The organism is Mycobacterium sp. MYCO198283 (assembly GCF_021213805.1).
GTDB lineage: Bacteria > Actinomycetota > Actinomycetes > Mycobacteriales > Mycobacteriaceae > Mycobacterium.
The window spans coordinates 176,350-199,889 of record NZ_JAJQJI010000008.1; the positions used below are offsets into that span (position 1 = coordinate 176,350).

General features: G+C 70.8%; 24 protein-coding genes. 11 read left to right on the plus strand and 13 right to left on the minus strand.

The window, feature by feature from the left end; genetic code table 11:
• Position 1: 1 nt before the first annotated feature.
• Both LV457_RS16445 and LV457_RS16450 read right to left on the minus strand, forming a co-directional pair.
• The gene (locus tag LV457_RS16445; protein WP_232172433.1) at positions 2-883 is read right to left on the minus strand and encodes an SGNH/GDSL hydrolase family protein; all 882 of its coding nucleotides are present in this window, start codon (positions 881-883) and stop codon (positions 2-4) included.
• Complete coding sequence (locus tag LV457_RS16450) at positions 880-3,171, minus strand: molybdopterin guanine dinucleotide-containing S/N-oxide reductase (protein ID WP_232172435.1); 2,292 nt, start codon at positions 3,169-3,171, stop codon at positions 880-882. The genes LV457_RS16445 and LV457_RS16450 overlap by 4 nt, the downstream gene beginning before the upstream one ends.
• A gap of 104 nt (positions 3,172-3,275) precedes the next feature.
• On the opposite strand from LV457_RS16450, the gene LV457_RS16455 reads away from it, so the two are divergent.
• Positions 3,276-4,433: an acyl-CoA dehydrogenase family protein gene (locus LV457_RS16455; RefSeq protein ID WP_232172437.1), complete on the plus strand. Its 1,158-nt coding sequence runs from the start codon at positions 3,276-3,278 to the stop codon at positions 4,431-4,433.
• A 65-nt stretch (positions 4,434-4,498) separates the two neighbouring features.
• On the opposite strand, the gene lexA is transcribed toward LV457_RS16455, so the two are convergent.
• Positions 4,499-5,188, minus strand: coding sequence for a transcriptional repressor LexA (gene lexA, locus LV457_RS16460; protein WP_232172438.1), 690 nt, complete (start codon positions 5,186-5,188; stop codon positions 4,499-4,501).
• A 174-nt stretch (positions 5,189-5,362) separates the two neighbouring features.
• Between lexA and LV457_RS16465 the strand changes: the two genes are divergently transcribed.
• Together LV457_RS16465 and nrdR are read left to right on the plus strand one after the other, a co-directional pair.
• Positions 5,363-5,818, plus strand: coding sequence for a LysM peptidoglycan-binding domain-containing protein (locus LV457_RS16465; RefSeq protein WP_232172440.1), 456 nt, complete (start codon positions 5,363-5,365; stop codon positions 5,816-5,818).
• A 154-nt stretch (positions 5,819-5,972) separates the two neighbouring features.
• Positions 5,973-6,437, plus strand: coding sequence for a transcriptional regulator NrdR (gene nrdR / locus LV457_RS16470; protein WP_232172442.1), 465 nt, complete (start codon positions 5,973-5,975; stop codon positions 6,435-6,437).
• Positions 6,438-6,500: 63 nt separating this feature from the next.
• Here nrdR and LV457_RS16475 read toward each other — a convergent pair whose 3' ends face one another.
• Together LV457_RS16475 and sthA are read right to left on the minus strand one after the other, a co-directional pair.
• Positions 6,501-7,457, minus strand: coding sequence for a proteasome assembly chaperone family protein (locus tag LV457_RS16475; RefSeq protein ID WP_232172443.1), 957 nt, complete (start codon positions 7,455-7,457; stop codon positions 6,501-6,503).
• A 127-nt stretch (positions 7,458-7,584) separates the two neighbouring features.
• Entirely contained in the window at positions 7,585-8,991 is a 1,407-nt protein-coding gene (gene sthA, locus LV457_RS16480) for a Si-specific NAD(P)(+) transhydrogenase (RefSeq protein WP_232172644.1), read from the minus strand.
• 175 nt (positions 8,992-9,166) lie between these two features.
• On the opposite strand from sthA, the gene LV457_RS16485 reads away from it, so the two are divergent.
• A complete protein-coding gene (locus LV457_RS16485) occupies positions 9,167-10,246 on the plus strand; it encodes a DUF4192 domain-containing protein (RefSeq protein ID WP_232172446.1) in 1,080 nt (359 codons plus the stop codon).
• A gap of 4 nt (positions 10,247-10,250) precedes the next feature.
• Here LV457_RS16485 and LV457_RS16490 read toward each other — a convergent pair whose 3' ends face one another.
• From LV457_RS16490 to LV457_RS16500, 3 genes are all read right to left on the minus strand, one after another.
• Positions 10,251-10,940: a metal-dependent transcriptional regulator gene (locus LV457_RS16490; RefSeq protein WP_232172448.1), complete on the minus strand. Its 690-nt coding sequence runs from the start codon at positions 10,938-10,940 to the stop codon at positions 10,251-10,253.
• Between the two features lie 124 nt (positions 10,941-11,064).
• Positions 11,065-12,021 (minus strand): sigma-70 family RNA polymerase sigma factor, encoded by a 957-nt coding sequence (locus LV457_RS16495; RefSeq protein ID WP_232172450.1) that lies wholly within the window; start codon positions 12,019-12,021, stop codon positions 11,065-11,067.
• Positions 12,022-12,158: 137 nt separating this feature from the next.
• Positions 12,159-12,611, minus strand: a complete 453-nt coding sequence (locus LV457_RS16500) for a DUF3099 domain-containing protein (RefSeq protein WP_232172646.1) — start codon at positions 12,609-12,611, stop codon at positions 12,159-12,161.
• A gap of 59 nt (positions 12,612-12,670) precedes the next feature.
• On the opposite strand from LV457_RS16500, the gene LV457_RS16505 reads away from it, so the two are divergent.
• Positions 12,671-12,910 carry a DUF3039 domain-containing protein gene (locus tag LV457_RS16505; protein ID WP_232172452.1) on the plus strand — a complete coding sequence of 80 codons (240 nt, stop codon included), beginning with the start codon at positions 12,671-12,673 and terminating at the stop codon, positions 12,908-12,910.
• Here the strand turns inward: LV457_RS16505 and LV457_RS16510 are convergent.
• Positions 12,897-13,856: a YihY/virulence factor BrkB family protein gene (locus tag LV457_RS16510; protein ID WP_232172454.1), complete on the minus strand. Its 960-nt coding sequence runs from the start codon at positions 13,854-13,856 to the stop codon at positions 12,897-12,899. The genes LV457_RS16505 and LV457_RS16510 overlap by 14 nt on opposite strands.
• Positions 13,857-13,932: 76 nt before the next feature.
• On the minus strand, positions 13,933-14,127 hold the full coding sequence (locus tag LV457_RS16515; protein ID WP_232172456.1) for a hypothetical protein: 195 nt from the start codon (positions 14,125-14,127) through the stop codon (positions 13,933-13,935).
• 119 nt (positions 14,128-14,246) lie between these two features.
• Here LV457_RS16515 and LV457_RS16520 point away from each other — a divergent pair, with 119 nt between their 5' ends.
• Both LV457_RS16520 and LV457_RS16525 read left to right on the plus strand, forming a co-directional pair.
• Positions 14,247-14,609, plus strand: coding sequence for a DUF952 domain-containing protein (locus LV457_RS16520; RefSeq protein ID WP_232172458.1), 363 nt, complete (start codon positions 14,247-14,249; stop codon positions 14,607-14,609).
• Positions 14,610-14,700: 91 nt separating this feature from the next.
• Entirely contained in the window at positions 14,701-14,898 is a 198-nt protein-coding gene (locus LV457_RS16525) for a hypothetical protein (RefSeq protein WP_232172459.1), read from the plus strand.
• A 54-nt stretch (positions 14,899-14,952) separates the two neighbouring features.
• Here LV457_RS16525 and LV457_RS16530 read toward each other — a convergent pair whose 3' ends face one another.
• Complete coding sequence (locus tag LV457_RS16530; protein ID WP_232172460.1) at positions 14,953-16,395, minus strand: RNA polymerase sigma factor; 1,443 nt, start codon at positions 16,393-16,395, stop codon at positions 14,953-14,955.
• Between the two features lie 168 nt (positions 16,396-16,563).
• Entirely contained in the window at positions 16,564-17,382 is an 819-nt protein-coding gene (gene ppgK, locus LV457_RS16535) for a polyphosphate--glucose phosphotransferase (RefSeq protein WP_232172461.1), read from the minus strand.
• A gap of 166 nt (positions 17,383-17,548) precedes the next feature.
• Here ppgK and LV457_RS16540 point away from each other — a divergent pair, with 166 nt between their 5' ends.
• From LV457_RS16540 to LV457_RS16555, 4 genes are all read left to right on the plus strand, one after another.
• Positions 17,549-18,397, plus strand: coding sequence for an inositol monophosphatase family protein (locus LV457_RS16540; protein ID WP_232172463.1), 849 nt, complete (start codon positions 17,549-17,551; stop codon positions 18,395-18,397).
• 204 nt (positions 18,398-18,601) lie between these two features.
• Positions 18,602-19,960, plus strand: coding sequence for a polysaccharide biosynthesis tyrosine autokinase (locus tag LV457_RS16545; protein ID WP_232172465.1), 1,359 nt, complete (start codon positions 18,602-18,604; stop codon positions 19,958-19,960).
• Positions 19,957-21,432 carry an O-antigen ligase gene (locus tag LV457_RS16550; RefSeq protein ID WP_232172468.1) on the plus strand — a complete coding sequence of 492 codons (1,476 nt, stop codon included), beginning with the start codon at positions 19,957-19,959 and terminating at the stop codon, positions 21,430-21,432. The genes LV457_RS16545 and LV457_RS16550 overlap by 4 nt, the downstream gene beginning before the upstream one ends.
• Positions 21,429-22,529 carry a glycosyltransferase family 4 protein gene (locus LV457_RS16555; protein WP_232172470.1) on the plus strand — a complete coding sequence of 367 codons (1,101 nt, stop codon included), beginning with the start codon at positions 21,429-21,431 and terminating at the stop codon, positions 22,527-22,529. The genes LV457_RS16550 and LV457_RS16555 overlap by 4 nt, the downstream gene beginning before the upstream one ends.
• On the opposite strand, the gene LV457_RS16560 is transcribed toward LV457_RS16555, so the two are convergent.
• Entirely contained in the window at positions 22,474-23,538 is a 1,065-nt protein-coding gene (locus LV457_RS16560) for a glycosyltransferase family 4 protein (protein ID WP_232172649.1), read from the minus strand. The two genes, LV457_RS16555 and LV457_RS16560, sit on opposite strands and share 56 nt — an antisense overlap.
• Positions 23,539-23,540 lie beyond the last annotated feature (2 nt).

The window sequence follows — 23,540 nt, forward strand, 5'->3', positions numbered from 1 at the left end:
CTCACCGCCGCAGGTGGTGCGCGAGCGCCTCGCCGACCGCCGCTGCACCGAACCGGTTCGGGTGCAGCGGCGCGGCGGCGTGCGCGAGCACAAAGCCCTCGATCCAGCGCTGATCCGGCGGGGCGCACATGTCGTGTCCCGCCGAGATCGTCCGCACGTCGAAGAAGTCGACACCCTCGTCGGCGGCGACCTGCCGCTGGCGGTCGTCCAGTTCGTCGACCTTCGCCTGGAAGTAGTCGGCGTCGGCGGGATGGACGGGCTGGGCGGGGAAGCAGCCGCCCGGCCGGATGAAGGTGCCGTACCCCACCAGCACGACGCGGGCATGCGGTGCACGTGCCCGGACCGCGTCCACCAGCTCCGACCAGCCGGCTGCCGCGGCGGTGATGGCCGCCGACACGACGTCGCCGTCGGCGAGTAACTCGGCGGCGCACGGCGGTGCGTCCAGGGCGTCGCGGCGGCACCGGCTGGCCGTCGATGCCAGGTCGACGTCGTTGCCCCCGATGGTGATGGTGACCAGCTGGGTGTCCGCGCCGACGGCGTCGAGCTGCGGCGGCACCGGTCCGGCGAAGGTGCGCTGTGCGCGGTCGACGAGGTCGGGCGTGCGGGCGCCGCTGCAGGTGACGTCGACGAGGCGCGCCGACAGCGCGCGGGCCAGCACCGACGGGTAGTTGTTCGTCGACTTCAGGCAGCCCGTCGGCGGCGCCCGGTCGGGCACCAGCGGCGCCGAGGCCGCCGAATCACCCAGTGCGACATACCGGATCGCTTCCGGTGCCACGGCCGACGACGGCGGCGGGGCCGGCTCGGATGGTGGCGACGGCTCGGGTCGCGGGGCGCTGCAGCCGGCCAGCAGCAGCGCGGCGGCCGCCGCGGCCAGGCGCCTCACGTCGCGGCCACGATCACCGGCGGATCGTGCGCCCGCACCGGCGGCAGCTCGCCGGTGAAGCGTTCGACCTGCACCAGGGTGTGCGCGCCGCTGCAGCCGCGAGCCAGCGACGAGGTGCCGGAATCGTCGGTCAGCACGTTCGGGTTGCCGTGCACGCAGAGCGCGTCGACGTCGACGGGATCGAGCGGGTCGTACCAGGCGCCGGTCGACAGCTGCACCACCTGCGGGCGGAGCCGGTCGTCGATCACCAGCCCGGCCAGGCAGGCGCCGCGGTCGTTGAAGACGCGGACCACCTCGCCGTCGCGCAGTCCGCGAGCCGCCGCGTCCATCGGATGCATCCGGATCGGTTCGCGGCCTTGCACTTTCGAGGCCTGGCTGACGGCGCCGCCGTCGAGCTGGCTGTGCAGCCGCGACGCCGGCTGATTGGCGATCAGGTGCAGCGGATAGTCGCGGGCGCGCGGACCGCCCAGCCAGTCGACGGGTTCGTACCACCGCGGGTGGCCCGCGCAGTCGGGGTAGCCGAAGCCGTCGATGGTGGCCGAGAAGATCTCGATCCGCCCGCTCGGGGTGGCCAGCGGATGGGTGTCCGGATCGGCACGGAAGTCGGAGAGCAGCGTCAGGCCGTGCTCGACGGGTAGCCGCAGCCGGCCTTTGCGCCAGAATTCGGCGAACGACGGCACCGTGAGGTCGAGCCCGGCGGCCCACTCTTCGTACAGGTGCACCAACCACTGGCGCGCCGTGCGGCCTTCGGTGAAGGTCTCGCCGAATCCGAGCCGATCGGCGAGGTCGCCGAACACCCGGTAGTCGTCGCGCGCCTGGGCGTACGGCGGGACCAGTGCCGGCATGGCGACGAGCAGCGGATCGTTGCGGGAACCCGAGAAGTCCTCGCGCTCATAAGGAGTCGTCGACGGGATCACGATGTCGGCGTGTCTGGCCATCGGTGTCCAGTACGGGTCGTGCACCACGATGGTGTCCACGCGGGCGAGCGCGCGGCGCAGCCGAGGCAGGTTCTGGTGGTGGTGGAACGGGTTGCCGCCGGCCCAGTACACCAACCGGATGTCCGGATAGCGCAAAAGCTGGCCGTTGTAGTCGAACGGTTCGCCCGGATGGAGCAGCAGGTCGCTGATCGCGGCGACCGGGATGAACGCCCGCACTGGGTTGACGCCCTGGGGTAGGCGGGGCAGGCGGTGCCGCAGCGGCGCGAGCCCCGCTTCGTTCATCGAGCCGTAGCCGTGGCCGAAACCGCCACCGGGAAGGCCGATCTGGCCGAGCATCGCGGCGAGCGTCAGACCCATCCACGGGGCCTGCTCGCCGAAGCGGGCGCGCTGCAGCGACCAGCTGACGGTGACGAGCGTGCGGTGTGCCGCCAGCCGGCGCGCGAGCGCGGTGAGCGCGTCGGCGGACACCCCGGCGATCGCCGCAGCCCACCGCGGCGTCTTCGGGACGCCGTCGTCGGTGCCCAGCAGATAGCGCTCGAACGCCTCGTAGCCGGTGCAGTACCGGCTCAGGAAGGCGCGGTCGGCCAGGCCTTCGGTCGCGAGCACATAGGCCAGCGCCAGCATCACCGCGACATCGGTTCCGGGCAGCACCGGGTGCCACTCGCAATCGCCGTCGACGTCGTCGCGCAGCGGGGAGAACGACACGATGCGCCCGCCGCGGGCCCGCAGCGCCGCCAGCGCGCCGCGCGCCGGATGTGCCGTGGTGCCGCCGTCGTTGATCGCGGTGTTGCGCAGCGGAAGGCCGCCGAAGCACACGAGCAGGTCGGTGTGCTCGACGATGACGGGCCACTCGGTGCTGCGCGTGAACAGGTCGTCGTGCGTACCGACGACGCGCGGCATGATGACGCCGGTGGCACCGAGGCTGTAGGAGTGACGCGAGGACGTATAGCCGCCCAGCTGGTTGAGGAACCGGTGCACCTGGCTCTGCGCGTGATGGAATCGCCCGGCACTCGACCAGCCGTAGGAGCCGCCGTAGATCGCCTCGTTGCCGCCGGTGTCGACCACGCGTCGTAGTTCGGCGGCGAGGCGGTCCAGCAGCTCGTCCCAGGGGACCGCGACGAAGTCGTCGGCGCCACGGGCGTCGGTGGGCCCCGGGCCGTCGGTGAGCCACCCGCGGCGGACCGCCGGCCCGGCCACTCGAGCACGGTGGCGCACCGAGCCCGGCAGGTTCCCGAGCAGCGGGGACGGGTCGGCGTCCTCGGCGATGGGCGCCACGGCCGCGATGTCCCCGTCGGCCACCTGGGCACGGAATGCGCCCCAGTGCGTCAGGCTCGTGGGGGCGGGGGACATGGCCGGAAGTCTACGGACGGGTCGCGCAGCGCCGCGGTTCGACCAACCGGACGGTTGGTATATCGTCGGGGGCAGATTCCTGACCGATCACCCGGAGGTCCGCCATGGGCGTCGTCAAGTACGAGCGCACCCTCTTCGATTCCGACCACGAGCTCTTCCGCGAGTCCTACCGCGCCTTCCTCGACCGCCACGTCGCGCCGTACCACGACAAGTGGGAAGAGGAGAAGATCGTCGATCGCGACGTCTGGCGGGAGGCCGGCAAGCAGGGCTTCCTCGGCATGGAGGTGCCCGAGGAGTACGGCGGCGGCGGCAACCCCGACTTCCGGTACAACGTGGTGCTCACCGAGGAAACCACCGCGGGCCGATTCAGCGGCCTCGGATTCGGCCTGCACAACGACATCATCGCGCCCTATCTCCTCAAGCTCGCGACCGAGGAGCAGAAGCAGCGGTGGCTGCCCGGCTTCTGCAGCGGCGACATCATCACCGCGATCGCGATGACCGAGCCAGGCACCGGCAGCGACCTGCAGGGCATCAAGACCCGCGCGGTCAAGCAGGGCGATCACTACGTCCTCAACGGCGCGAAGACGTTCATCACCAACGGCATTCACTCCGACCTGGTGATCGTCGTGGCGCAGACCGACCCCGACAAGGGTGCGCAGGGCTTTTCGCTGCTGGTGGTCGAGCGCGGCATGGCGGGCTTCGAGCGCGGCCGCAAGCTCGACAAGATCGGGCTCGACGCACAGGACACCGCAGAGCTGTCCTTCACCGACGTGCACGTGCCTGCGGAGAACCTGCTGGGCGAAGAGGGCCTCGGCTTCATCTACCTCATGCAGAACCTGCCGCAGGAGCGCCTCAACATCGCGGTCATGGCTGCGACCGCGATGGAGACCGTGCTGGAGCAGACCCTGCAGTACGCCAAGGAGCGCAAAGCGTTCGGCAAGCCGATCGGCAGCCAGCAGAACAGCCGTTTCCTACTCGCCGAGCTGGCCACCGAGGCCACCGCCGTGCGCATCATGGTCGACGAGTTCATCCGGCTGTATCTCGACGGCAAGCTGAGTGCCGAGCAGGCGTCGATGGCCAAGTGGTACTCCACCGAGGCGCAGGTGCGGCTGGTCGACCGGTGCCTGCAGCTGCACGGTGGCTACGGCTACATGCGCGAATATCCGGTGGCGCGCGCGTTCCTCGACGCTCGGGTCCAGACGATCTACGGCGGAACCACTGAGATCATGAAGGAGATCATCGGGCGCAGCCTGGGGGTCTGACCCGCTGCGGACGACCGACAGCGGGGCGGGCACGCGATGTGCCCGCCCCGCGTCGTCGTCTGCGCTCAGATCTTGCGGATGACGGTGACGACCTTGCCGAGCACCACGGCGTCGTTGCCCGGGATCGGTTCGAACGCCGGATTGTGCGGCAGGAGCCACACGTCGCCGCCGCGTCGCTTGAACGTCTTGACGGTGGCCTCGCCGTCGATCATGGCCGCGACGATGTCGCCGTTGTCGGCGACGTTCTGCTGACGCACGACCACCCAATCGCCGTCGCAGATGGCGGCGTCGATCATCGACTCGCCGACCACCTTCAGCAGGAACAGCGACCCTTCGCCGACCAGTTCGCGCGGCAGCGGGAACACATCCTCCACCGCCTCTTCGGCCAGGATGGGCCCGCCGGCCGCGATCCGACCCAGCACCGGGACGAAGGTCGGTTCCGGCAGCGCGTCCGACCCCGCGACGTCGGTCACCGGCGCGGCGGGCATCTCCTCGGCAGTCCGGACGTCGACCGCCCGGGGCCGGTTCGGATCGCGCCGCAGGTAGCCCTTGCGTTCCAGGACGCGGAGCTGGTGCGCCACCGAGGACGTCGACGTCAGGCCGACCGCGTCGCCGATCTCACGGATGCTCGGCGGGTACCCGCGGGTGGTCACCGAAGCGCGAATGACCTCGAGGATGGTGCGCTGACGCGCGGTCAGGGCGGCGCCGGCCTCCGACGGAGCTGCCGGCTCGGACGTGTCGCTGCGGTTGCTCATGCGCCGACTGTACTGCGCGTGCCCGACATGTTCAAACATGTGTTCGACGGCGTGTCGGAGGTGTCGGCACTTGTCGGACCCTGCTGTTACAACGAATCGATCACATGTTCGGACATCGAACACGTGATCGAGTACATTCGAACGCACGAGCGAAAGCGAAAGGCAGGCAGGCAGATGACCATTCTCGACGCGAAGCCCCGTCCCGTCCGCATCCCGGCCCGCGACGAGGCGCCGGGCACCGCCCGTCCGGTACGCCGCCCTGCGCAGCGCCGGCCCGGCGGCGAACCCCTCCGCCACCGCGGTCCCGGCGTGGCACGCTCCCGCGCACCGCACCGCCGACGGCCGGTCACCCCGGTGACGACCGTCGCGCTGGGGCTCATGGCGGCGGCGCTGACCGTCTGGCTGGCGGTGGTGGGGCAGTTCGGCCAGGCCGCGGAGCGGCCCACCGCGCCCGCTCCCGACCAGCTGGCCGTGGTGCAGGTGCAGCCGGGGGAGACCCTGTATCACCTGGCGGCCCGGGTCGCGCCGGACGCGCCGGCGGCGCAGGTCGCCGACCGGATCCGCGACTTGAACGAACTCGACTCCGCGGTACTCCGGCCCGGCCAGACGCTCATCGCGCCGATCGGCTGATCCGGTGCGGCCGCAAAGCCGGAGGCGCACAGGCCGGCTCGTAGGATGCGCGGACGCGGAGCGCACGGCGTCGGTCACCGCGCTGCGGGCGGCGCGGGTAGGCTCGGCGGAGTCCGATCCCCCCTCTGGCGCCCGCGGCGGTGAAGGAGCAGTCATGCACTGTCCGTTCTGCCGCCATCCCGATTCGCGGGTCGTCGACTCGCGGGAGACCGACGAGGGCCAGGCGATTCGGCGTCGCCGCTCGTGTCCGGAATGCGGTCGCCGCTTCACCACGGTGGAGACCGCGGTGCTGGCGGTGGTCAAGCGCAGCGGCGTCACCGAGCCGTTCAGCCGCGAGAAGGTGATCAGCGGCGTCCGACGTGCCTGTCAGGGCCGCGACGTCGACGAGCACGCGCTGATGCTGCTGGCGCAGCAGGTGGAGGACACCATCCGCGCCGGGGGTTCGGCGGAGGTGCCGAGCAACGAGGTGGGCCTCGCAATCCTCGGGCCGTTGCGCGAGCTCGACGAGGTCGCCTACCTGCGGTTCGCGTCGGTGTACCGCTCGTTCACCTCGGCCGACGACTTCGAGCGCGAGATCCAGGCGTTGCGTGCCCACCGGCGGGTGTCGGCCACCAGCTGAGCGGGCGACGGTTCGTCGGCCAGCCGCGGACGCGAGGACGGCCGACTCCGAGCCGCCGAACGATCAGGACGGGTCGTCGGCCTCGCCGGTCTGCTCGGCGAGGAACCGCTCGAACTCTGCGCCCAGTTCTTCGCCGCTGGGTAGTTCTTCCTCACGGACCAGCAGCGAGCGGTTCGCCTGTGCGTTGACGAAGGCGTCGAACTGCCGCTCGAGCGCCGTCACCACCTGGGCGACTTCGGGGTTCGACTCGACCTGCTCGTCGATTTTCGCGCGCACCACCGCGGCAGCTTCACCGAGCGCTCCCAGCGGCAGCTGCAGCGACGCACTCTTGGCGACCTGTTCGAGCAGCGCCTGCGCGGCGGCCGGGTAATCGGCCTGCGCCAAGTAGTGCGGCACGTGCACCGTGTAGCCGATCACTTCCTGCCCGTGCTGGGCGAGCCGGTACTCCAGCAGGTTGGACGCGCTGGCGGGCACCTTGACCTCGCCGATCCACGGCTCGTGGTCGGCGATCAGCTCGCGGTTGTTCGCATGAGCTGTCAGGGTCACCGGGCGGGTGTGAGGCACCGCCATCGGGATGGCGCCCAGCCCGATCGTGCGCCGCACGCCGAGCCGCTCGGCGAGCAGCCGGACGGCGGTGATGAACCGCTCCCACTTGAGGTCCGGTTCCAGGCCCGCCAGCAGGAGGAACGGGGTGCCGACGCTGTCGTGCAGGGCGTACAGGCTGAGCTCCGGGTCGTCGTAGTCGGTGAAGTGATCGGTCTTGAACGTCATCATCGGCCGCCGCGAGCGGTAGTCGAGGAGCTCGTCGATGGCGAACGACGCCACGAGTTCGGTGTCGAGCGAGTCCTTCAGGTGCTGCGCGGCCAGCCGGATGGCATGGCCGGCGTCGGAGAAACCCTCCAGCGCGTGAACGAGGACCGGTCCGCGACCGTCCGCGGCGGACAGCTGCGGGGCGGGGAATTCCAGCTCGTACATGCCGGAGTGGTCGGGCCGATAACGCTGCTCGTCGGGTTCTGACATCACTCACCTCCTGCGCCGCGCCGTGGACGCGTCGGGTGTCGTCGATCCGCCACGGCGTTGCCATCGGTATGCGCCGCGCATACCCGCATCACTTCAACGCGACACCTGGCCTCGGGTGTTCCTGCAGTCAGCCGCGGAATTGGGTGAGCGCCCGCAGCTTGTTCATGACGTCCAGGGCAGCGACCTTGTACGCCTCGGAGAACGTCGGGTAGTTGAACACCGCGTCGACGAGGTATTCGATGGTGCCGCCGCAGCCCATGACGGCCTGGCCGATGTGGACGAGTTCGGTGGCGTTGCTGCCGAAGATGTGCACACCGAGCAGCCGCAGGTCGTCGGTGGAGACGAGCATCTTGAGCATGCCGTAGGAGTCGCCGGCGATCTGGCCGCGGGCGAGCTCGCGGTACCGCGATACGCCGACCTCGTACGGGATGGACGCACGGGTCAGATCCACCTCGGTGGCGCCGACGTAGGACACTTCGGGGATCGAGTAGATGCCGATCGGCTGCAGTTCGGTCATGCCCTTGGTCGGCTCCCCGAAGGCGTTGTACGCCGCGAGCCGGCCCTGGTCCATCGATGTGGCGGCCAGCGCCGGAAAGCCGATGACGTCCCCGACGGCGAAGATGTGCTCGACCTTCGTGCGGAAGTCGTCGTCGACGGCGATCCGGCCGCGGTCGTCGACCTCCAGCCCGGCGTTCTCCACGTCGAGGTGCTCGGTCTGGCCCTGCCGGCCCGCCGAGTACATGACGGTTTCCGCGGGGATCTGTTTGCCGCTGCGCAGCGTGGTGACGGTGCCGGCGGATCCGACGTCGACGGCGGTCACCTCCTCGCCGAAGCGGAACGTCACCGCCAGGTCGCGAAGGTGGAACTTCAGCGCCTCGACGATCTCGGGGTCGCAGAACTCGAGCATCGAGTCACGCTTCTCCACCACCGTCACCTTGGTGCCGAGCGCGGCGAACATGGATGCGTATTCGATGCCGATCACCCCGGCCCCGACGACCACCATCGAGGTCGGGATGGTCCGCAGGTCGAGGATGCCGTCTGAGTCGAGCACCCGCTCCTCGTCGAACTCCACCCCCGCGGGCCGGACCGGCTTGGTGCCCGTGGCGATCACGATGTACCGCCCGCTGACGGTGATCCGCTCGGCGCGGGTCGGATCCTCGACCACCAGGGTGTGCGGGTCGAGGAACCGGCCGTGGCCGGTGTAGAGCTCGATGCGGTTGCGCATCAGCTGCGACCGGACGACGTCGACCTCCTTGCCGATGACGTGCTGCGTGCGCGCCAGCAGATCGGCCGGTGTGATCTTGTCCTTGACCCGGTAGCTGGCGCCGTACAGCTCGCGCTGGCTCATACCGGTGAGGTAGACGACGGCTTCGCGCAGCGTCTTCGACGGGATGGTGCCGGTGTTCACGCAGACCCCGCCCAGCATCCGGCCGCGCTCGATCACCGCGACGGACTTGCCGAGCTTGGCGGCCGCGATGGCCGCCTTCTGGCCGCCGGGCCCGGATCCGATCACCACCAGGTCGTATTCCAGCATCGATGCCATGACATAGACATCTACGCCCGTCGCAGATCACCCGTACCCCAACCGGGTCACATCCGCGTGAACAATCTGCGGGCACTCATCCCCAGCGGCGCCGTCATCCACAGCAGCGGTCACCGGGATGCGCCGGCGCCGGGTTCTTGACGGGGGTGGCCGCGACGGTGGCCCCATGACCTCATCACCGTTTCCTCCGCCGTCGGGCCCGTGGTCCGACTTCACCCTCACCAACCCGGCCGCGTTGATCGCCGCGCTGCCTGCCGTGCTCGGGTTCGCCCCGGAGCACTCACTCGTCCTCGTCACACTCGCGCGCGGTGAACTCGGGTCGGTGATGCGTGTGGGACTGTCCGACGACCTGCTCGCGGGCGTCGACCAGCTGGCCGAGGTGGCGTCACGAGCGCGGTGCGACGCCGCCATCGCGGTGATCGTGGACGCGGCCGGCGCCGACTGCACCGTCTGCGGCGATGACCACGCGGAGCTCGCCGCCGCGGTGAGCCGCGCGCTCTCACAGCGGGGCATCGCGCTGTGGGCGGCGCATGTCGTCGATCAGATCGCGCCGGGCGGCCGGTGGCACTGCGCGGACGGGTGCGGTGCCGGCGGCGTGATCGACGATCCGGCGGCGTCGCCGCTGGCCGCCGCAGCGGTGTTCGAGGGGCGTCGGCTCTACGGCCGGCGCGCCGATCTGGAGGCGCTCATCGCAGGCACGGACCCCGCCCGCACGGCGGGACTGCTGCCCGCGATCTCCGCGGAGGCGATGAGCCGCGCGGCGGCCGGCGACGATCCGGCGCGCACCCGCCGCGATGTGCGGACCGCGATGACGGTGGCGGCGCGGCTCGCCGACGGCCGCCGGCTGACCGACCGGCAAGCGGTCCGCCTGGCGTGTGCGCTCACCGACGTCGCAGTGCGCGACACCCTGTACGCGCTGGCGGTCGGCGTGGCGGCGGCTGCCGCAGAAGCGCTCTGGGCAGAGCTCACACGCCTGTTACCGGATCGCTGGCGCGTCGAACCGCTCGTGCTGCTGGCCTTTTCCGCCTATGTGCGCGGCGACGGTCCGCTGGCCGGGATTGCGCTGGAGGCCGCGCTGCGCATCGACGGTGCGCACCGGATGGCGGTGATGCTCGACAAGGCGCTGCAGTCCGGGATGCGGCCCGAGCAGATCCGAGAACTCGGCGCGACGGGATACGCGCTGGCGGAGCGCCTCGGCATACGGCTGCCGGGCCGGACGTTCGCGGGCCGTCGTCGCGCCGGCTGACGTGTCAGACCTTCTCGACCTTGACGGCGTGCGCCATCTCATGGGGGAGCTCCACCTGCTCATGACCGGGAATGAGGATGGCGACACCGCCATGTGGCTGGTTCTCCACGGTGACGCGGGCGTTCGGCACCACCCCGGCGTCCTTCAGGCGGGCAATCAGGTGAACGTCGCCCTGCACATGCTCGGTCAGTTGCCGCACCACCACCGCGACCGGAAAGCCGGACGGCAGCTCGGTCAGCCGCACGAGGTGGCGGTCCTCGGCGCCCAGCGCGTCGATGCCGAGGTCCGAGAGCCCGGGGATCGGATTGCCGAACGGAGAGACGGTCGGGTTGTCGAGCACCTGCACCAGCCGCCGTTCGACGTCCTCGCTCATCACGTGCTCCCACCGGCAGGCCTCGGCGTGCACGTCCTCCCACGGCAGGCCGATCACGTCGACCAGCAGCCGTTCGGCAAGCCGGTGCTTGCGCATCACGGCGATGGCGAGGGTGCGGCCCTTCTCGGTGAGCTCGAGATGACGGTCGCCGGCCACGTGCAACAGCCCGTCGCGCTCCATGCGTGACACGGTCTGGCTCACGGTCGGCCCGCTTTGCTCGAGCCGCTCGGCGATGCGCGCACGCAGCGGAACCACGCCCTCTTCCTCGAGGTCGTAGATGGTCCGCAGGTACATCTCGGTGGTGTCAACAAGGTCGTTCATGGCCGTCCTCCCGGTCGGCGCCAGTCTAATCGGCTGGCTGGCATTACGGACTTCCCTGACCGCGAAACCGGCCGTGTGCCGCCCGCGAGGGGGCAGCACACGGCCGGTTTCGTCGAAAGCGTCGTCAGCTGGCGTAGGAGCGGAGCCGGTCGGCGCGGTCGCCGTTGCGCAACTTGGCCATGACTTCGCGCTCGATCTGGCGGACCCGCTCACGGGACAGGCCGAACAGCTTGCCGATCTGGTCCAGCGTGCGAGGCTGGCCGTCATCGAGCCCGAAGCGCAGGCGAATGACCTGCTGTTCGCGCTCGTCGAGGGTGCTGAGCACGTGCCGAATGTCGGTGTGGAGCAACTCGGCGATGACGGCGTTCTCGGCGGACATCGCCTCGGCGTCCTCGATGAAGTCGCCCAGCGGCGCCTCCTCGTCGCTGCCGACCGGCATGTCGAGGCTCACCGGATCGCGGCTGTGTTCCAGCAGATCGTTGATCTTCTCGACGGGGATGCCCGATTCGGCGGCCAGCTCCTCGTCGCTGGCCTCGCGACCGAGGTGCTGGTGCATCTCACGCTTGATCCGGGCGAGCTTGTTGACCTGCTCGACGAGGTGGACCGGCAGCCGGATGGTGCGGCTCTGGTCCGCCATGCCGCGGGTGATGGCCTGCCGGATCCACCAGGTGGCGTAGGTGGAGAACTTGAAGCCCTTGGTGTAGTCGAACTTCTCCATCGCCCGGATCAAGCCGAGGTTGCCCTCCTGGATGAGGTCCAGCAGCGGCATGCCGCGGCCGGTGTAGCGCTTCGCCAGGGACACCACCAGACGCAAGTTGGCCTCCAGCAGGTGCCGTCGGGCGGCCTCGCCGTCGCGCACGACCATGGCCAGGTCACGCTTGCGGGATTCGCTCAGCCGCTTCTTGGTGTTCAGCAGGTGCTGGGCGTACAGGCCGGCCTCGATCCGTTTGGCCAGTTCCACCTCGTCGGCCGCGTTGAGCAACGCGGTCTTGCCGATCCCGTTCAGATAGACACGGACAAGGTCGGCGGCCGGGCTCTGGGCATCCAAATCTTGGTCGATGCGGCTGGTGGCGTTTGCCATGACGGCCTCCTGATCGGCTCGAAGTGTCAAGCGGTACAACGCTCGAACGGATCAATGAGTTCCCAGGGGTTCGGGCGTTCACACGTCCTGAACTGCGGAAATTCGTCGCCGACCTGAGAATGTCCTGAGAATGGAATTCAGGCGCTCTCATCTTTGGCGCCGGCGGTCCATTCACCGGGCTCCGGTTGCGGTACGGCGTCGACGCCGGCCGGAAGCGACGGGCGCGGTGCGGCGGAGAACAGTGACGGGGCGTCGCGGTGGTCGAAGCGCCGCGGCTCCTCGGCCCGGCGGGGCGGCCGGTCGTTGGCGATCAGCACCGCCATCCACGGCAGCGGGATGGACGCCGCCACGATGGCCAGCGAGATGAGGCCGTTCTCCCAGACGCTGTAGGCGACTGCCGCCAAGATCAGCGCCGGGATGCGGAACGCCATGAGCGACAGGTACTTGCGGACCCGCTGGCGGTGTTGTTCTTCGTAGGGCAGCGCGGCGCCGGTGATCAGAACCGGCTGGCCGTCGTCGTCGAACCGGTATTGCGGGGGATCGCCGAAACCCAGCTCGTCGCCGTGTTTCATCACTCCACTGTTCCACAATGCGGGGGTGAGCACCGCTTCGGTTTATTACGGTCGGCTGACCGGGCACAATTGAGCCCATGGCGACCCAGACCCTTGAGCGCACCGACACCGACGAACGCGTCGACGACGGGACCGACGACGACACCCCTAAGTTCTTCCACTACGTGAAGAAGGACAAGATCGCCGAGTCTGCGGTCATGGGCACCCACGTCGTCGCGCTCTGCGGCGAGGTCTTTCCGGTGACGCGCTCCGCGAAGCCGGGATCGCCGGTGTGCCCGGAGTGCAAGAAGATCTTCGAGAAGCTCAAGAAGGGCTGACCGGCTCGGCTTCGGGCGCCCGGTTCGCCGCCCGCCCGGGGTCGGTGGTACGCCGGCGCAGCCACCGGCCAACGCGGTGTGCATACGGTGCGGGCGCCGGCCACTGCTCCTCGATCGCCGCGTTGAGTTCCGCGCCGATGACGACGGCGAATCCGAGGAAGAACGCGAACAGCGAGAACGCGATGGGCGTCGCGAGCGCGCCGTAGGTGTAGCCGGTACTGGTGATCCACGTCAGGTAGACCCGCAGACCGAGGCTGGCGATGAGGAACACCGTGGACGCGAGCGCCGCGCCGAGCACCAGCCGATAGGACGGCAGCGGCCGGGGCAGCGCCACCCGGTAGAGCGCGGTGACGATCAGGATCAGGGTGCCGGCCAGCACCGGGTAGTAGCCGAATTGCCACACGCTGTCCCAGCTGTCGGGAATCAGGTCGGCGATCTTCTGCGGACCCAGCGCGATCACCGGCATCACGACGACGGCGAGGCCGAGCATCACCACGTAGAGGAACAGCGAGAAGAACCGCTGCCGGACGGGATGGCGGAGCGGCGTCTGGTCGTGGGCCTCGACCACCGAGTCGACGAACGACGAGATGGCCGACGAGCCGGCCCACAGCGAGATGACGAATCCGAAGGACACCACTTCGCCACGGGCGTCCTGCACGATGTCGGTGATGGTCGGCGCGATGATCTCGTTGACCACGCTGGGGGAGAAGAAGTGATCGGCGGCGCTGATCAACCGCTCCTGGATGGTCGCCAGCGTCGTGGGGCCGAACAGCGGGGCGATGTAGGACAGGCTCCCGAGCAGCCCCAACAGCAGCGGTGGGAGCGAAAGCAGGCACCAGAACCCCGCTTGTGCCGATTGCGCGAAGATCGAGTCGTCCCACGCCTTGGTGAGCGTGCGGACCACCACGTGCCAGCCGGGGTGCCGGGTGCGCGGTTCATCGGTCATGACTCGTTCAGCATGACCGATGAACCGCCCGCCACTGCACAGGCGCCGCCGGTGCGGTGCTGCGCGGCCGTCGAACTCAGTCCTGCGCCGCGGCGCTGGTCTCCAGCACGGCCGCCTGTTCGACGAGCTTGGCCTGGTACTCATTCGCGTGGTGCTGGCAGAACAACAACTCGAAACCGGACGGCAGGGTCGCCCGAACGCGAGCCGCGGCGCCGCACCGATCGCACCGATCGGCTTTGGTCAGCTCTGGTCTGGTCAGAGTGGCGGTCATGGCTCCTCCGTTCTCACGTGTCTTCACTGTGTCAGACACTCGGCCGTTCGGCCTTGTTCCCCTGGTGCTCACCGCTGTGGGATCTCTCACCGTCCCCACGTTGCGGCAAGCTGGTCGATGTGGAAGCCACATCCCCGCTCCTGCTACACCTCTGCGGCGCCGACGAGTGGGCCGCGGCCCAGCTGGTCGGTCACCACAGCCCCGAATCGTTGCGGTCCGTCGGGTTCATCCACCTCTCCGCGCCGTATCAGGTGCACCTGCCGGCGAACCGGCTCTACGCCGGCCGCACCGATCTGGTGCTCCTTCACGTCGACCCGGAGCGCCTGGACGCACCGGTGAGGTGGGAACCCGGGGTGGCCACTGACCCGGGAGCAATGGTGTTCCCCCATTTGTACGGACCCCTACCGACCGGAGCTGTGATCCGCGTCACGGATTTCCGTCCCGGCCCTGATGGGGCGTTCGCGCCGTTCACGCAGGGCTGAACTCCGCGATCGGCGATGGCGTCGGCCTCGATATCGATGAGCACGTCCGGTGCGACGAGCGCCGTCGGCAACCTCGGTAAGATCTTCGGCCGTGGGGCGATTCGGTTGGATCATCGGTGCCATCGCGATCATCGCGGCCTACGGCGCCGCCTGGTACTTCTTCAGCGAGCTCCTCAACCCCGCGCAATGGGCGTTCGCCGGCGCGGGGCTGCTCTTGGAGTACCTGATCGTCTGGGCCGCCGCACAGCGCCCACTGGCCGACCAGTCGGGCCGCGCGGTCGACCGCTGACGCGGCGATGTGGTGCCGACGGCGTCTTCGTGACAGCCGTCGGGTGATCGGCCGTCAGTCCAGGTAGTCGCGCAGCACCTGCGAGCGGCTGGGGTGGCGCAGCTTGCTCATGGTCTTCGACTCGATCTGGCGGATCCGCTCGCGGGTGACGCCGTAGACCTGACCGATCTCGTCGAGCGTGCGGGGCTGGCCGTCGGTGAGGCCGAACCGCAGCCGCACCACACCCGCTTCGCGCTCCGAGAGCGTCTCCAGCACCGACTGCAGCTGGTCCTGCAGCAGCGTGAACGAGACCGCGTCGACGGCGACGACCGCTTCGGAGTCCTCGATGAAGTCACCGAGCTGGGAATCGCCCTCGTCGCCGATGGTCTGGTCGAGCGAGATCGGCTCACGCGCGTACTGCTGGATCTCCAGCACCTTCTCCGGCGTGATGTCCATCTCCTTGGCGAGCTCCTCGGGCGTGGGCTCGCGGCCCAGGTCCTGCAGCAGTTCGCGCTGGATGCGGCCCAGCTTGTTGATGACCTCGACCATGTGCACCGGGATGCGGATGGTGCGGGCCTGATCGGCCATGGCGCGGGTGATGGCCTGTCGGATCCACCAGGTGGCGTAGGTGGAGAACTTGTAGCCCTTGGTGTAGTCGAACTTCTCGACCGCGCGGATCAGGCCGAGGTTGCCCTCCTGGATCAGATCGAGGAACGCCATGCCGCGGCCGGTGTAGCGCTTGGCCAGCGACACGACCAGGCGAAGGTTGGCCTCGAGGAGGTGATTCTTGGCCCGGTCGCCGTCGCGCTGGATCCACTGGTAGTCGCGGCGCATCGCGGTGCTCAGCTTTTCGCCCTTGCGGGCGAACTCTTCGAGCTTCTGCGTCGCGTAGAGGCCGGCCTCGATCCGCTTGGCGAGCTCGACCTCCTCTTCGGCGTTGAGCAGCGCGACCTTGCCGATCTGCTTCAGGTACGCCCGGACCGAGTCCGCCGACGCGGTGAGCTCGGCGTCCTTGCGAGCTTGGCGCAGCGCCTCGGATTCCTCTTCGTCCCAGACGAAGTCGCCGGATGCCTTGTCTTTCTCGCTCGGCTCGGCGATGTCCTCGTCGTCGGCAGCGGCGGCGGCCGGTACGACGGTCGCGGTCTCGGCGGGCTCGGCTTCGCGCGCCTCGTCGAGCTCGTCGATCTCGATGTCGCCGTCCACCTCGAGATCGGCGGGATCGGCGGCGTCGAGCTCCCCGCCGTCGAGTTCGGTGCTCTCGAGCTCGTCGCCGTCGTCCTTGGCCTTCGGCGCCGCCTTCTTCGCCCCGCGGGTGCGCCCACCGTCGGCGGCCTTCGCGGCGCGGGGCGCCCGCTTCGTGGGCTTGGCGTCCTCGCCGGCCGCGGTCTTGGGGGCGGCTTTGGCGGCCCGCTTGGCGGGGGCCGACCCGTTGGCCTTCGCCGGGCGCTTGGCGGGCGTCTTGGTAGCGGTGCGCTTCACCGGCTCTTCGGTCGCCGGGCTTGCTTTCGTCGCTGCCACGTCCACCCTTCCAAATCACTTCACGCGCGCCGGACGCCGCCGGGGCTGGTTTTCACCACAATCGGCTTCGTCGTGCGCTATGTCGAATGTCGGCGTCGATATCGGCTGGAGATATTCGCCGCTATCGCTGCAGCGGCCGCCGTCGACCATTGTAACGACCCGGCGGGCTCACGCCTGGCCGAGCGGAATCGTTCCGTGCGTCACGTCCGCCTCGGCGGCCATGGCGGCGCCGACGATTCCGGCGGTGTTCTGCAGCGTCGCGGCGACCACCGGGGTGCGGTTGGTCAGCAGCGGAACCCACTTCTCGGCCTTGCGGCTGATGCCGCCGCCGACAATGAACAGGTCCGGCCAGATCGCGTTCTCGATGGCGACGAGCACCTTGGTGACCTCCGGCGCCCACCGCCGGTAGCTCCAGTCGTTGCGCTCCTTGACCGACGACGCCGCGCGGTGTTCGGCCTCTTTGCCGTCCACCTCGAGGTGCCCGAACTCGGTGTTCGGCAGCAGCACGCCGTTGTGGATCACCGCCGATCCGATTCCGGTGCCAAAGGTGAGCAGCACCACCACACCGGTGTTGTCGCGGCCGGCGCCGAAGCGTTCCTCGGCGAGCCCGGCGGCGTCGGCGTCGTTGAGCACGGTGACCGGCTGTCCGCCGAGCGCTTCGGCGATGACCCCGCGGGCATTGGTGCCGATCCAGGCCTTGTCCACGTTGGCGGCGGTGCGCACGGTGCCGTTGGTGACCACCCCGGGATAGGTGACGCCCACCCGGTCTGTCCAGCCGAATTCCCGGACGACGGCGGCGACCGTGGCGGCGACGGCGTCGGGGGTGGCGGGCTGCGGCGTCGGGAGCTTGAACCGCTCGCCGACGAGCGTGCCGGTGCCGAGATCGACGATGCCGCCCTTGACGCCGCTCCCGCCGACATCGACCCCGAAGCCGCGGCGTTGTGGCAGGGCAACCGGGTCCGCGCTCGACGTGTTCATGGCGGTCATGGCGCTCCTCACGCGGGCTGCGAAAGCGGGCTCTCCGGCGGCCTGCGGCGGCGGTCGGCCCGCTCAACTGTAGTGCGTCGGCGCCCGCCCGGGGTGCTTGGCCGCGAAACCGCGCCGCGGCCCGGGCACCTGGTCCTCGGCGGCGCCGGTGTGCTGCGATGACAGCGTGACCGTGCTCCACGACCCCGCCGAACTCCGGGAAACGGCAGTGCAATTGGCCGCCGAGGCCGCCGCGCACGTGCGCCGGCGCCGACCCGAGGTCTTCGGCGCCGCGGCGGCCGGGGGATCGGTGCGGACCAAGAGCACGCCGACCGATCCGGTGACCGTCGTCGACACCGAGACCGAGCGGCTGCTGCGCGACCGGCTCGCCGCGACGCGACCGGGAGAGCCGGTGCTCGGCGAAGAGGAGGGCGGGCCGTCGGCGCCGGCGCGACCCGGCGCGGTGACGTGGGTGCTCGACCCCATCGACGGCACCGTCAACTTCGTCTACGGCATTCCGGCCTACGGGGTGTCGGTCGCCGCACGCGTCGACGGTGTCTCGGTGGCGGGCGCGGTGGCCGACGTGGCCGCCGGGACGCTCTACGCGGCCGCCCGCGGCGCGGGCGCCCGGGTGCGCGACGCCGACGGCGCCTGGCATCCACTGCGGTGCACCGCCGTCACCGACCTCGCGATGACGCTGGTCGGCACCGGCTTCGCCTACGCCCGCGACCGGCGCGCCCGGCAGGCCGCGGTGGTGGCCGAGATGCTACCGGCGGTGCGAGACATCCGGCGCATCGGCTCGGCCGCGCTCGACCTCTGCGCCGTGGCAGCCGGCCGCCTCGACGGCTACTACGAGCACGGGCTCAAGGAATGGGACTGGGCGGCGGGCGCGCTGATCGCCGCCGAGGCCGGCGCGGCCGTCCGCTTTCCGGCCGATCTGCAGGCCGGCGCCGTGGTGGCCGCCGCGCCGGGCGTCATCGAGGCGCTGACGGCGCTCCTGGCCGGCCGCGGCGCCCTCGACGGCCTGCCCGGATAAGCGCGCCGACCGCGGCGGACCGGTCGTCCTCCTGGTCTTTCCGCGCAAAGGTGCGTTTTCAGCAAACGTTTAGTACAGTGCTCCTCGGTTGCACCGTTTACCCGCTCAGCTGCGCTTACCCGGCTTGCGACCAGCATAATTCGTTTGCGAAGACCGTCACAGTGAAGGCTCAGCCGCCGCGGTGACGAACTGGGAGGAAAGCCGGTGGACTTCCGCACTTTCGTACGCATCGTGGCCGCTCGCTGGCGCGTCGCGGTCCTCGCGCTGGTGGTGTGCCTCCTGGGCGCCGGCGCGGTGACCGTCCTGCAGACCAAGACCTACGAGGCGTCGGCGACAATCCTGATGTCGTTCTCGGGCACCACCACGGTGAACGAGGCGTTCGAGGCCACCCAGGTCTCGCAGCAGCGGCTGTCGTCCTACGCCGACATCGCCGGTGGCCGCACCGTCGCGCAGCGCGCGATCGACCAGCTGGGGCTGCCGCTCTCGGTCGACGAGCTGATGAAGAAGACGACGGTCAGCTACGCGCCGGACTCCACGGTGTTCACCCTCACCGTCGCCGACTCCGACCCCGAGCGCGTCGCGATGCTGGCCAGCGCCATGGCCAACCAGTTCACCGCCCTGGTGCCCGAGATCGAGGCGACCGTGCGCGGTCAGCCGGCGGCGACCCAGGCGTCGGCCACCGTCGTCGAGCGGCCGGTCGTCCCGGAACACGCCGTCAGCCCGAACCCGGTGCGCAACCTGGCGCTGGGTCTCGTCGCCGGCGTGCTGGTCGCGATCATCGCCGCGCTGATCCGCAACACCACCGACCGCACCGTACGCACCCGCGAGCAGGTCGACGAGATCACCGGTCTGCCCACCCTGGCCGCGCTGCCCGGCCCCGACGGCGGCAAGACCGCCGACGCGTGGTTCGGCGCCGGCGGGCCGATGGACGAAGAGATGCGGGGCTTCCGCGCCCGGCTGCGCAACCTCTCCGGGCAGCAGACGCGCACCCTGCTCGTGACCGCGCCGGCCTGCGGTGCGGGCACCACCACCACGGCTCTGAACCTGGCGCTGGCCTTCGCCGAGACCGGCGAGTACGTGCTGCTGGTCGAGGGTGACACCCGGCAGGCGGTGATCGCCGACCTGGTGGGCGTGCGCAGCGAGAACGGCCTGGCCGACGTGCTGGCGAACCGCGACGCACTCGACTACGCGATCTGCTCCACGCCCTACGCCAACCTGTACGTGCTGGCCGCCAACGAGCCGGCCGGCACCGACCCGAACTTCGGCGCACCCGTGCTGCCGGAGATCCTGGAGAAGATGACCGGGCTGTTCGACCGGATCATCGTCGACGGGCCGCCGACGCTGGCCACCGCCGACTCCGGCCTGCTGTCGGCGGCGTGCCGCGCCACCGTGCTGGTGGTCCGGGCCGGGCGCAGCACGCTGGACGACGTCGAGACCACGCTGCACGACCTGCGCGCGGCGGGGGGCAAGGTCATCGGCACGGTGCTCACCGCCGCCCCCGTGCCCCGGCACACCAAGGCCGCCGCGCGCGCCTACCAGGCCCGGGTCGGCAGCACGGCGTGACCGCCGAACCGCAGCCCGGCCGCGGTGCGCTGCGGTCGGCCCTCGTCGCCGCGGGCTTCCTGGTGGCCTGCTTCACCGCGGGCGTCCTGGCGGTCCGCTCACTGACGCCGGGGATCATCTTCATCGGCGCGCTGGCGTGCTTCGCGGTCTTCCTGATCCGGCCGTTCGGGATGGTGTGGATCGCGGTCTTCCTCGCCTGCGCCTCGCTGCCCGCCGCCGTGCACGTCGGCAAGGTGATCGGTCCGTTCTCGGTGTACGTCTACCAGGCGGCGGTCCTCGCCGCGGTGGTGTTCCTGATCGTCGCGCTGCGCCCGCGCGCGTCGTGGTTCGTCCTCCCCGGCCTCATGGCGCTGACCGTCGGATACTTCGCGATCATGGGCGCGTCGGTGGGCAACGACGCCGAGCGGGTCGCCTACGAGGCGACCTACCTGCTGGAGATGGTCGCAGGCTTCGTGCTCGCCGTGTTGATCGTCGCCGACCGCGGTGAGCGGTCGGTCGCCGAGACCGCCAAGGTGCTGGCGGTGGTGCTGTGGTTCTCGGCCGGCATGATCGTCGCCAGCTCGCTGACCGGCCTCAAGCTCGCGGGCCGCACCGAAAGCCTGTCCGACATCACCGGCAGCGCCGATTCCGTGCGGCTGCTGACCGCCAGTCAGATCCCGGCCATGGCCGTGCTGCTGGCGCTGGTGGCAGTGCAGATCGTGGGGCGCGTGCGGCCCGTGTGGTTCCTCGCGCTCGGCGTCCCCGCGCTCGTCATCACGCTGCTGTCCTTCTCCCGCAGCATCCTCATCGGGCTGGCCGTCACCGCCATCGTCGCGATGCTCGCGCAGGCGGGCTTCGGCGCGGTCCGGCGCACCGCCGTCCTGGTGTTCGGCGCGGTCGTCGCCTTTGCGGTGACGGTGCCGCTGTGCTTGTTCCTGCTCCAGCACACCGAGCCCGGCGACTGGTTGGCCGGCCAGGTCGACGCGTTCAGCCACCGGGTGCTGGGCGGGGTGTCCTCGAACGCGCTGGCCGAGGACTCCTCGGCGCAGGCGCGCGTCGCCGAGAACGACAACCTGCTGGCGGCGTTCCAGGACGCGCCGGTGTTCGGTCACGGCATCGGCTACGCCTACCAGCAGCCCTTCGGCAAGCCCGGCACCTTCACGTCGACGCTGGGCACCACCTACGCGCACAACTTCTACCTCTGGTGGCTGGTGAAGGCCGGGGTCGTCGGCATGGCCGGCTTCGCCGTGTTCGCCCTCGTGCCGGTCGCCAAGGCGCTGCGCGCCGGGCGCCCGGCGGCCCGCAGCGCCGCGGCCGTCGGCGTGGGGCTGCTGGCGGTGTGCGTGGTCGACCCGTTGCCGCTCAACCTCACGAACGCCCTGGTGCTCGGCGTGGCGCTGGGGGCCTGCTTCGCGCTGGCGGACCGGCGCGACGACACGCCGCAGGACCTGCCGGCCGCCGGGGAGTTGACCCCCGCCGGCGGCTCGGCGTGAGCGCCCTGCGCGTCCTGGTCGTCGGGCCGGCGCCCGCGTCGGCGACCAGCCGCGGCGGCATGGCCACCGTGATGTCCCAGCTGCTCGACCACCCCGACCCGGGCGTGTCGATCCGGGTGGTGGCCACCTACGTCGATGCGCCCCCGCTGCGGCGGCTCGCGGTGGGCGTGGCGGGCATGATCCGGGCGGCCGCGCTGGTGCTCGCCGGCCGCGCCGACGTGCTGCACGTGCACCTGGCGCACGGCGGCAGCGTCGTCCGCAAGGCGGTGCCGCTGCTCGCGGCGCGGCTGACCGGGGTGGCCACCGTGGTGCACGCCCACAGCTACGACTTCCCCGGCTGGTTCGACCGGCTGCCGCCGGCGCTGCGGCGGCTGGTGGTGGCGGCGTTGCGGGCCGACCACTGGCTGGTGCTGGGGGAGCGGCTGCGCGAGGATTACCGCGGCCGGCTCCGGCTTCCGTCGCAGCGGATCTCCGTGCTGCACAACGCCGCCCCGCTGCCCGAACCGCGTCCGGCGCCCCGGCGGACCGGCGCGCAGCTGCACCTGGTGTCGCTGGGCCGCCTCGGCGCACGCAAGGGCAGCTACGACCTGGTGGCCGCCGTCGCCGCCCTGCCCGGGTCGGTGCGCGCGCGGTTGCGGGTGAGCCTGGCCGGGGACGGCGACGTCGAACGGGTGGCCGCCGCGGCGGCCACCGCCGGTGTCGGCGAGACGGTGTCCGTGCTCGGCTGGGTCGGCGCGTCCGAGCGACACCGATTGCTCTGCGACGCCGACCTTTTCGCGCTGCCCTCCTACGAGGAGGGTCTGCCGATGGCGCTCTTGGAGGCGATGACCTACGGGCTCGCGCCGGTGACCACACCGGTCGGCAGCATCGCCGAGGTGGTCCGCGACGGCGTCGACGGCCTGCTGGTGCCGCCCGGGGACCGTGCCGCGCTCACCGCGGCGCTGCAGCGGCTGGTCACCGACGACGCGCTGCGGCGCCGGCTCGGCGCCGCCGCGGCGGACCGGGCCGGGGACTTCGGCCTCACCGCCTGGTACCGGCGGCTCAGCGCGCTGTGGCAGGAACTGGTCGCCCGCGAGCGGCAGCCCGCGTCGTCTTGAGCACCGTGTGCAGCGCCTCGGCGGTGTGGTCGGCGGTGAACCGGCCGGCGTAGTGCCGGGCCGCGGCGGATCCGCGCCAGGCCGCGGTCTGCGGGTCGGCGAGGTCGTCGAACAGTGCGGTGAGCCCCGCCACGTCGTCGATCCCCACCGCGCGGCCGCCCGGCGGCTGGAACTCCGGCAACGCGCCGGCCGTCGACGCCAGCGGCGTCACGCCGAGCTGCATCGACAGCACCTGCACCCCGCTCTGGGACGCTTCGCGGTAGTGCACCACCGACCCCTTGGCGCGGGCAAGCACCTCGACCACGTCCCGGTAGCGGAAATTGCCCGGCAGCCAGCGCACGCGGCCCGGCAGCGAGCGGGTCACGCCGTCGCCGAGCAGCACCAATTCGTCGCCGCGCCAGCCGGGACCCGCGACGTGCGACGACCAGGCGTCGAGGACGACGTCGAGGTTCTTGTACGGGTTGAGCCGGCCGAACATGACGAAGTCGCGGCGCTGCGCGGCGGGCGCCAGCGGCGGCACCAGCGCCGGATCGAGGTCGCTGCACAGCGGCACCGGATACACCGGCATCCCCGCGACGTCGCGGCGGTCGGCGATCCGCGCTGCCACGTACCGGCTGTAGACGACCGTCGCCGTCGACGACGCCGCCCACCGGGTGAACACCGACTGCTTGAGGCTGGGAAGCCGCTCACCCGGATCGCGCAACACGTCGTCGTGGACGATCTGGACCCGCGGCAGCCGGCCGGCAAACGCGATCCACCGCGGGTCGTGCACCAGTTCGGTGACGGCGATGTCGGCGGCGAAGTCAAGGATCCGGCGCCGCGCCGCCAGGCTGGCCGGCCAGGTGGAAAGGGTGCGCAGCCGGGTGTCGAGCACCAGCTCGTAGTCGCGTGCGGTGTCGGACTCCGGGTGCGCGTCCGTCGTCACCAGCAGCACCTGCACGCCGCGGCGCTGCAGCGCTTCGGCCTGCACGCGTGCCAGGGGGCGCATCCACGGCGAGAGCCACAGCACGC

What these genes read in the sequence shown, in the direction of transcription:
- LV457_RS16450 (WP_232172435.1), bottom strand. Translation starts at nt 3,171, where the DNA reads ATGTCCCCCGCCCCCACGAGCCTGACGCACTGGGGCGCATTCCGTGCC.
- LV457_RS16455 (WP_232172437.1), top strand. Translation starts at nt 3,276, where the DNA reads ATGGGCGTCGTCAAGTACGAGCGCACCCTCTTCGATTCCGACCACGAG.
- lexA (WP_232172438.1), bottom strand. Translation starts at nt 5,188, where the DNA reads ATGAGCAACCGCAGCGACACGTCCGAGCCGGCAGCTCCGTCGGAGGCC.
- LV457_RS16465 (WP_232172440.1), top strand. Translation starts at nt 5,363, where the DNA reads ATGACCATTCTCGACGCGAAGCCCCGTCCCGTCCGCATCCCGGCCCGC.
- nrdR (WP_232172442.1), top strand. Translation starts at nt 5,973, where the DNA reads ATGCACTGTCCGTTCTGCCGCCATCCCGATTCGCGGGTCGTCGACTCG.
- LV457_RS16475 (WP_232172443.1), bottom strand. Translation starts at nt 7,457, where the DNA reads ATGTCAGAACCCGACGAGCAGCGTTATCGGCCCGACCACTCCGGCATG.
- sthA (WP_232172644.1), bottom strand. Translation starts at nt 8,991, where the DNA reads ATGCTGGAATACGACCTGGTGGTGATCGGATCCGGGCCCGGCGGCCAG.
- LV457_RS16485 (WP_232172446.1), top strand. Translation starts at nt 9,167, where the DNA reads ATGACCTCATCACCGTTTCCTCCGCCGTCGGGCCCGTGGTCCGACTTC.
- LV457_RS16490 (WP_232172448.1), bottom strand. Translation starts at nt 10,940, where the DNA reads ATGAACGACCTTGTTGACACCACCGAGATGTACCTGCGGACCATCTAC.
- LV457_RS16495 (WP_232172450.1), bottom strand. Translation starts at nt 12,021, where the DNA reads ATGGCAAACGCCACCAGCCGCATCGACCAAGATTTGGATGCCCAGAGC.
- LV457_RS16505 (WP_232172452.1), top strand. Translation starts at nt 12,671, where the DNA reads ATGGCGACCCAGACCCTTGAGCGCACCGACACCGACGAACGCGTCGAC.
- LV457_RS16510 (WP_232172454.1), bottom strand. Translation starts at nt 13,856, where the DNA reads ATGACCGATGAACCGCGCACCCGGCACCCCGGCTGGCACGTGGTGGTC.
- LV457_RS16515 (WP_232172456.1), bottom strand. Translation starts at nt 14,127, where the DNA reads ATGACCGCCACTCTGACCAGACCAGAGCTGACCAAAGCCGATCGGTGC.
- ppgK (WP_232172461.1), bottom strand. Translation starts at nt 17,382, where the DNA reads ATGACCGCCATGAACACGTCGAGCGCGGACCCGGTTGCCCTGCCACAA.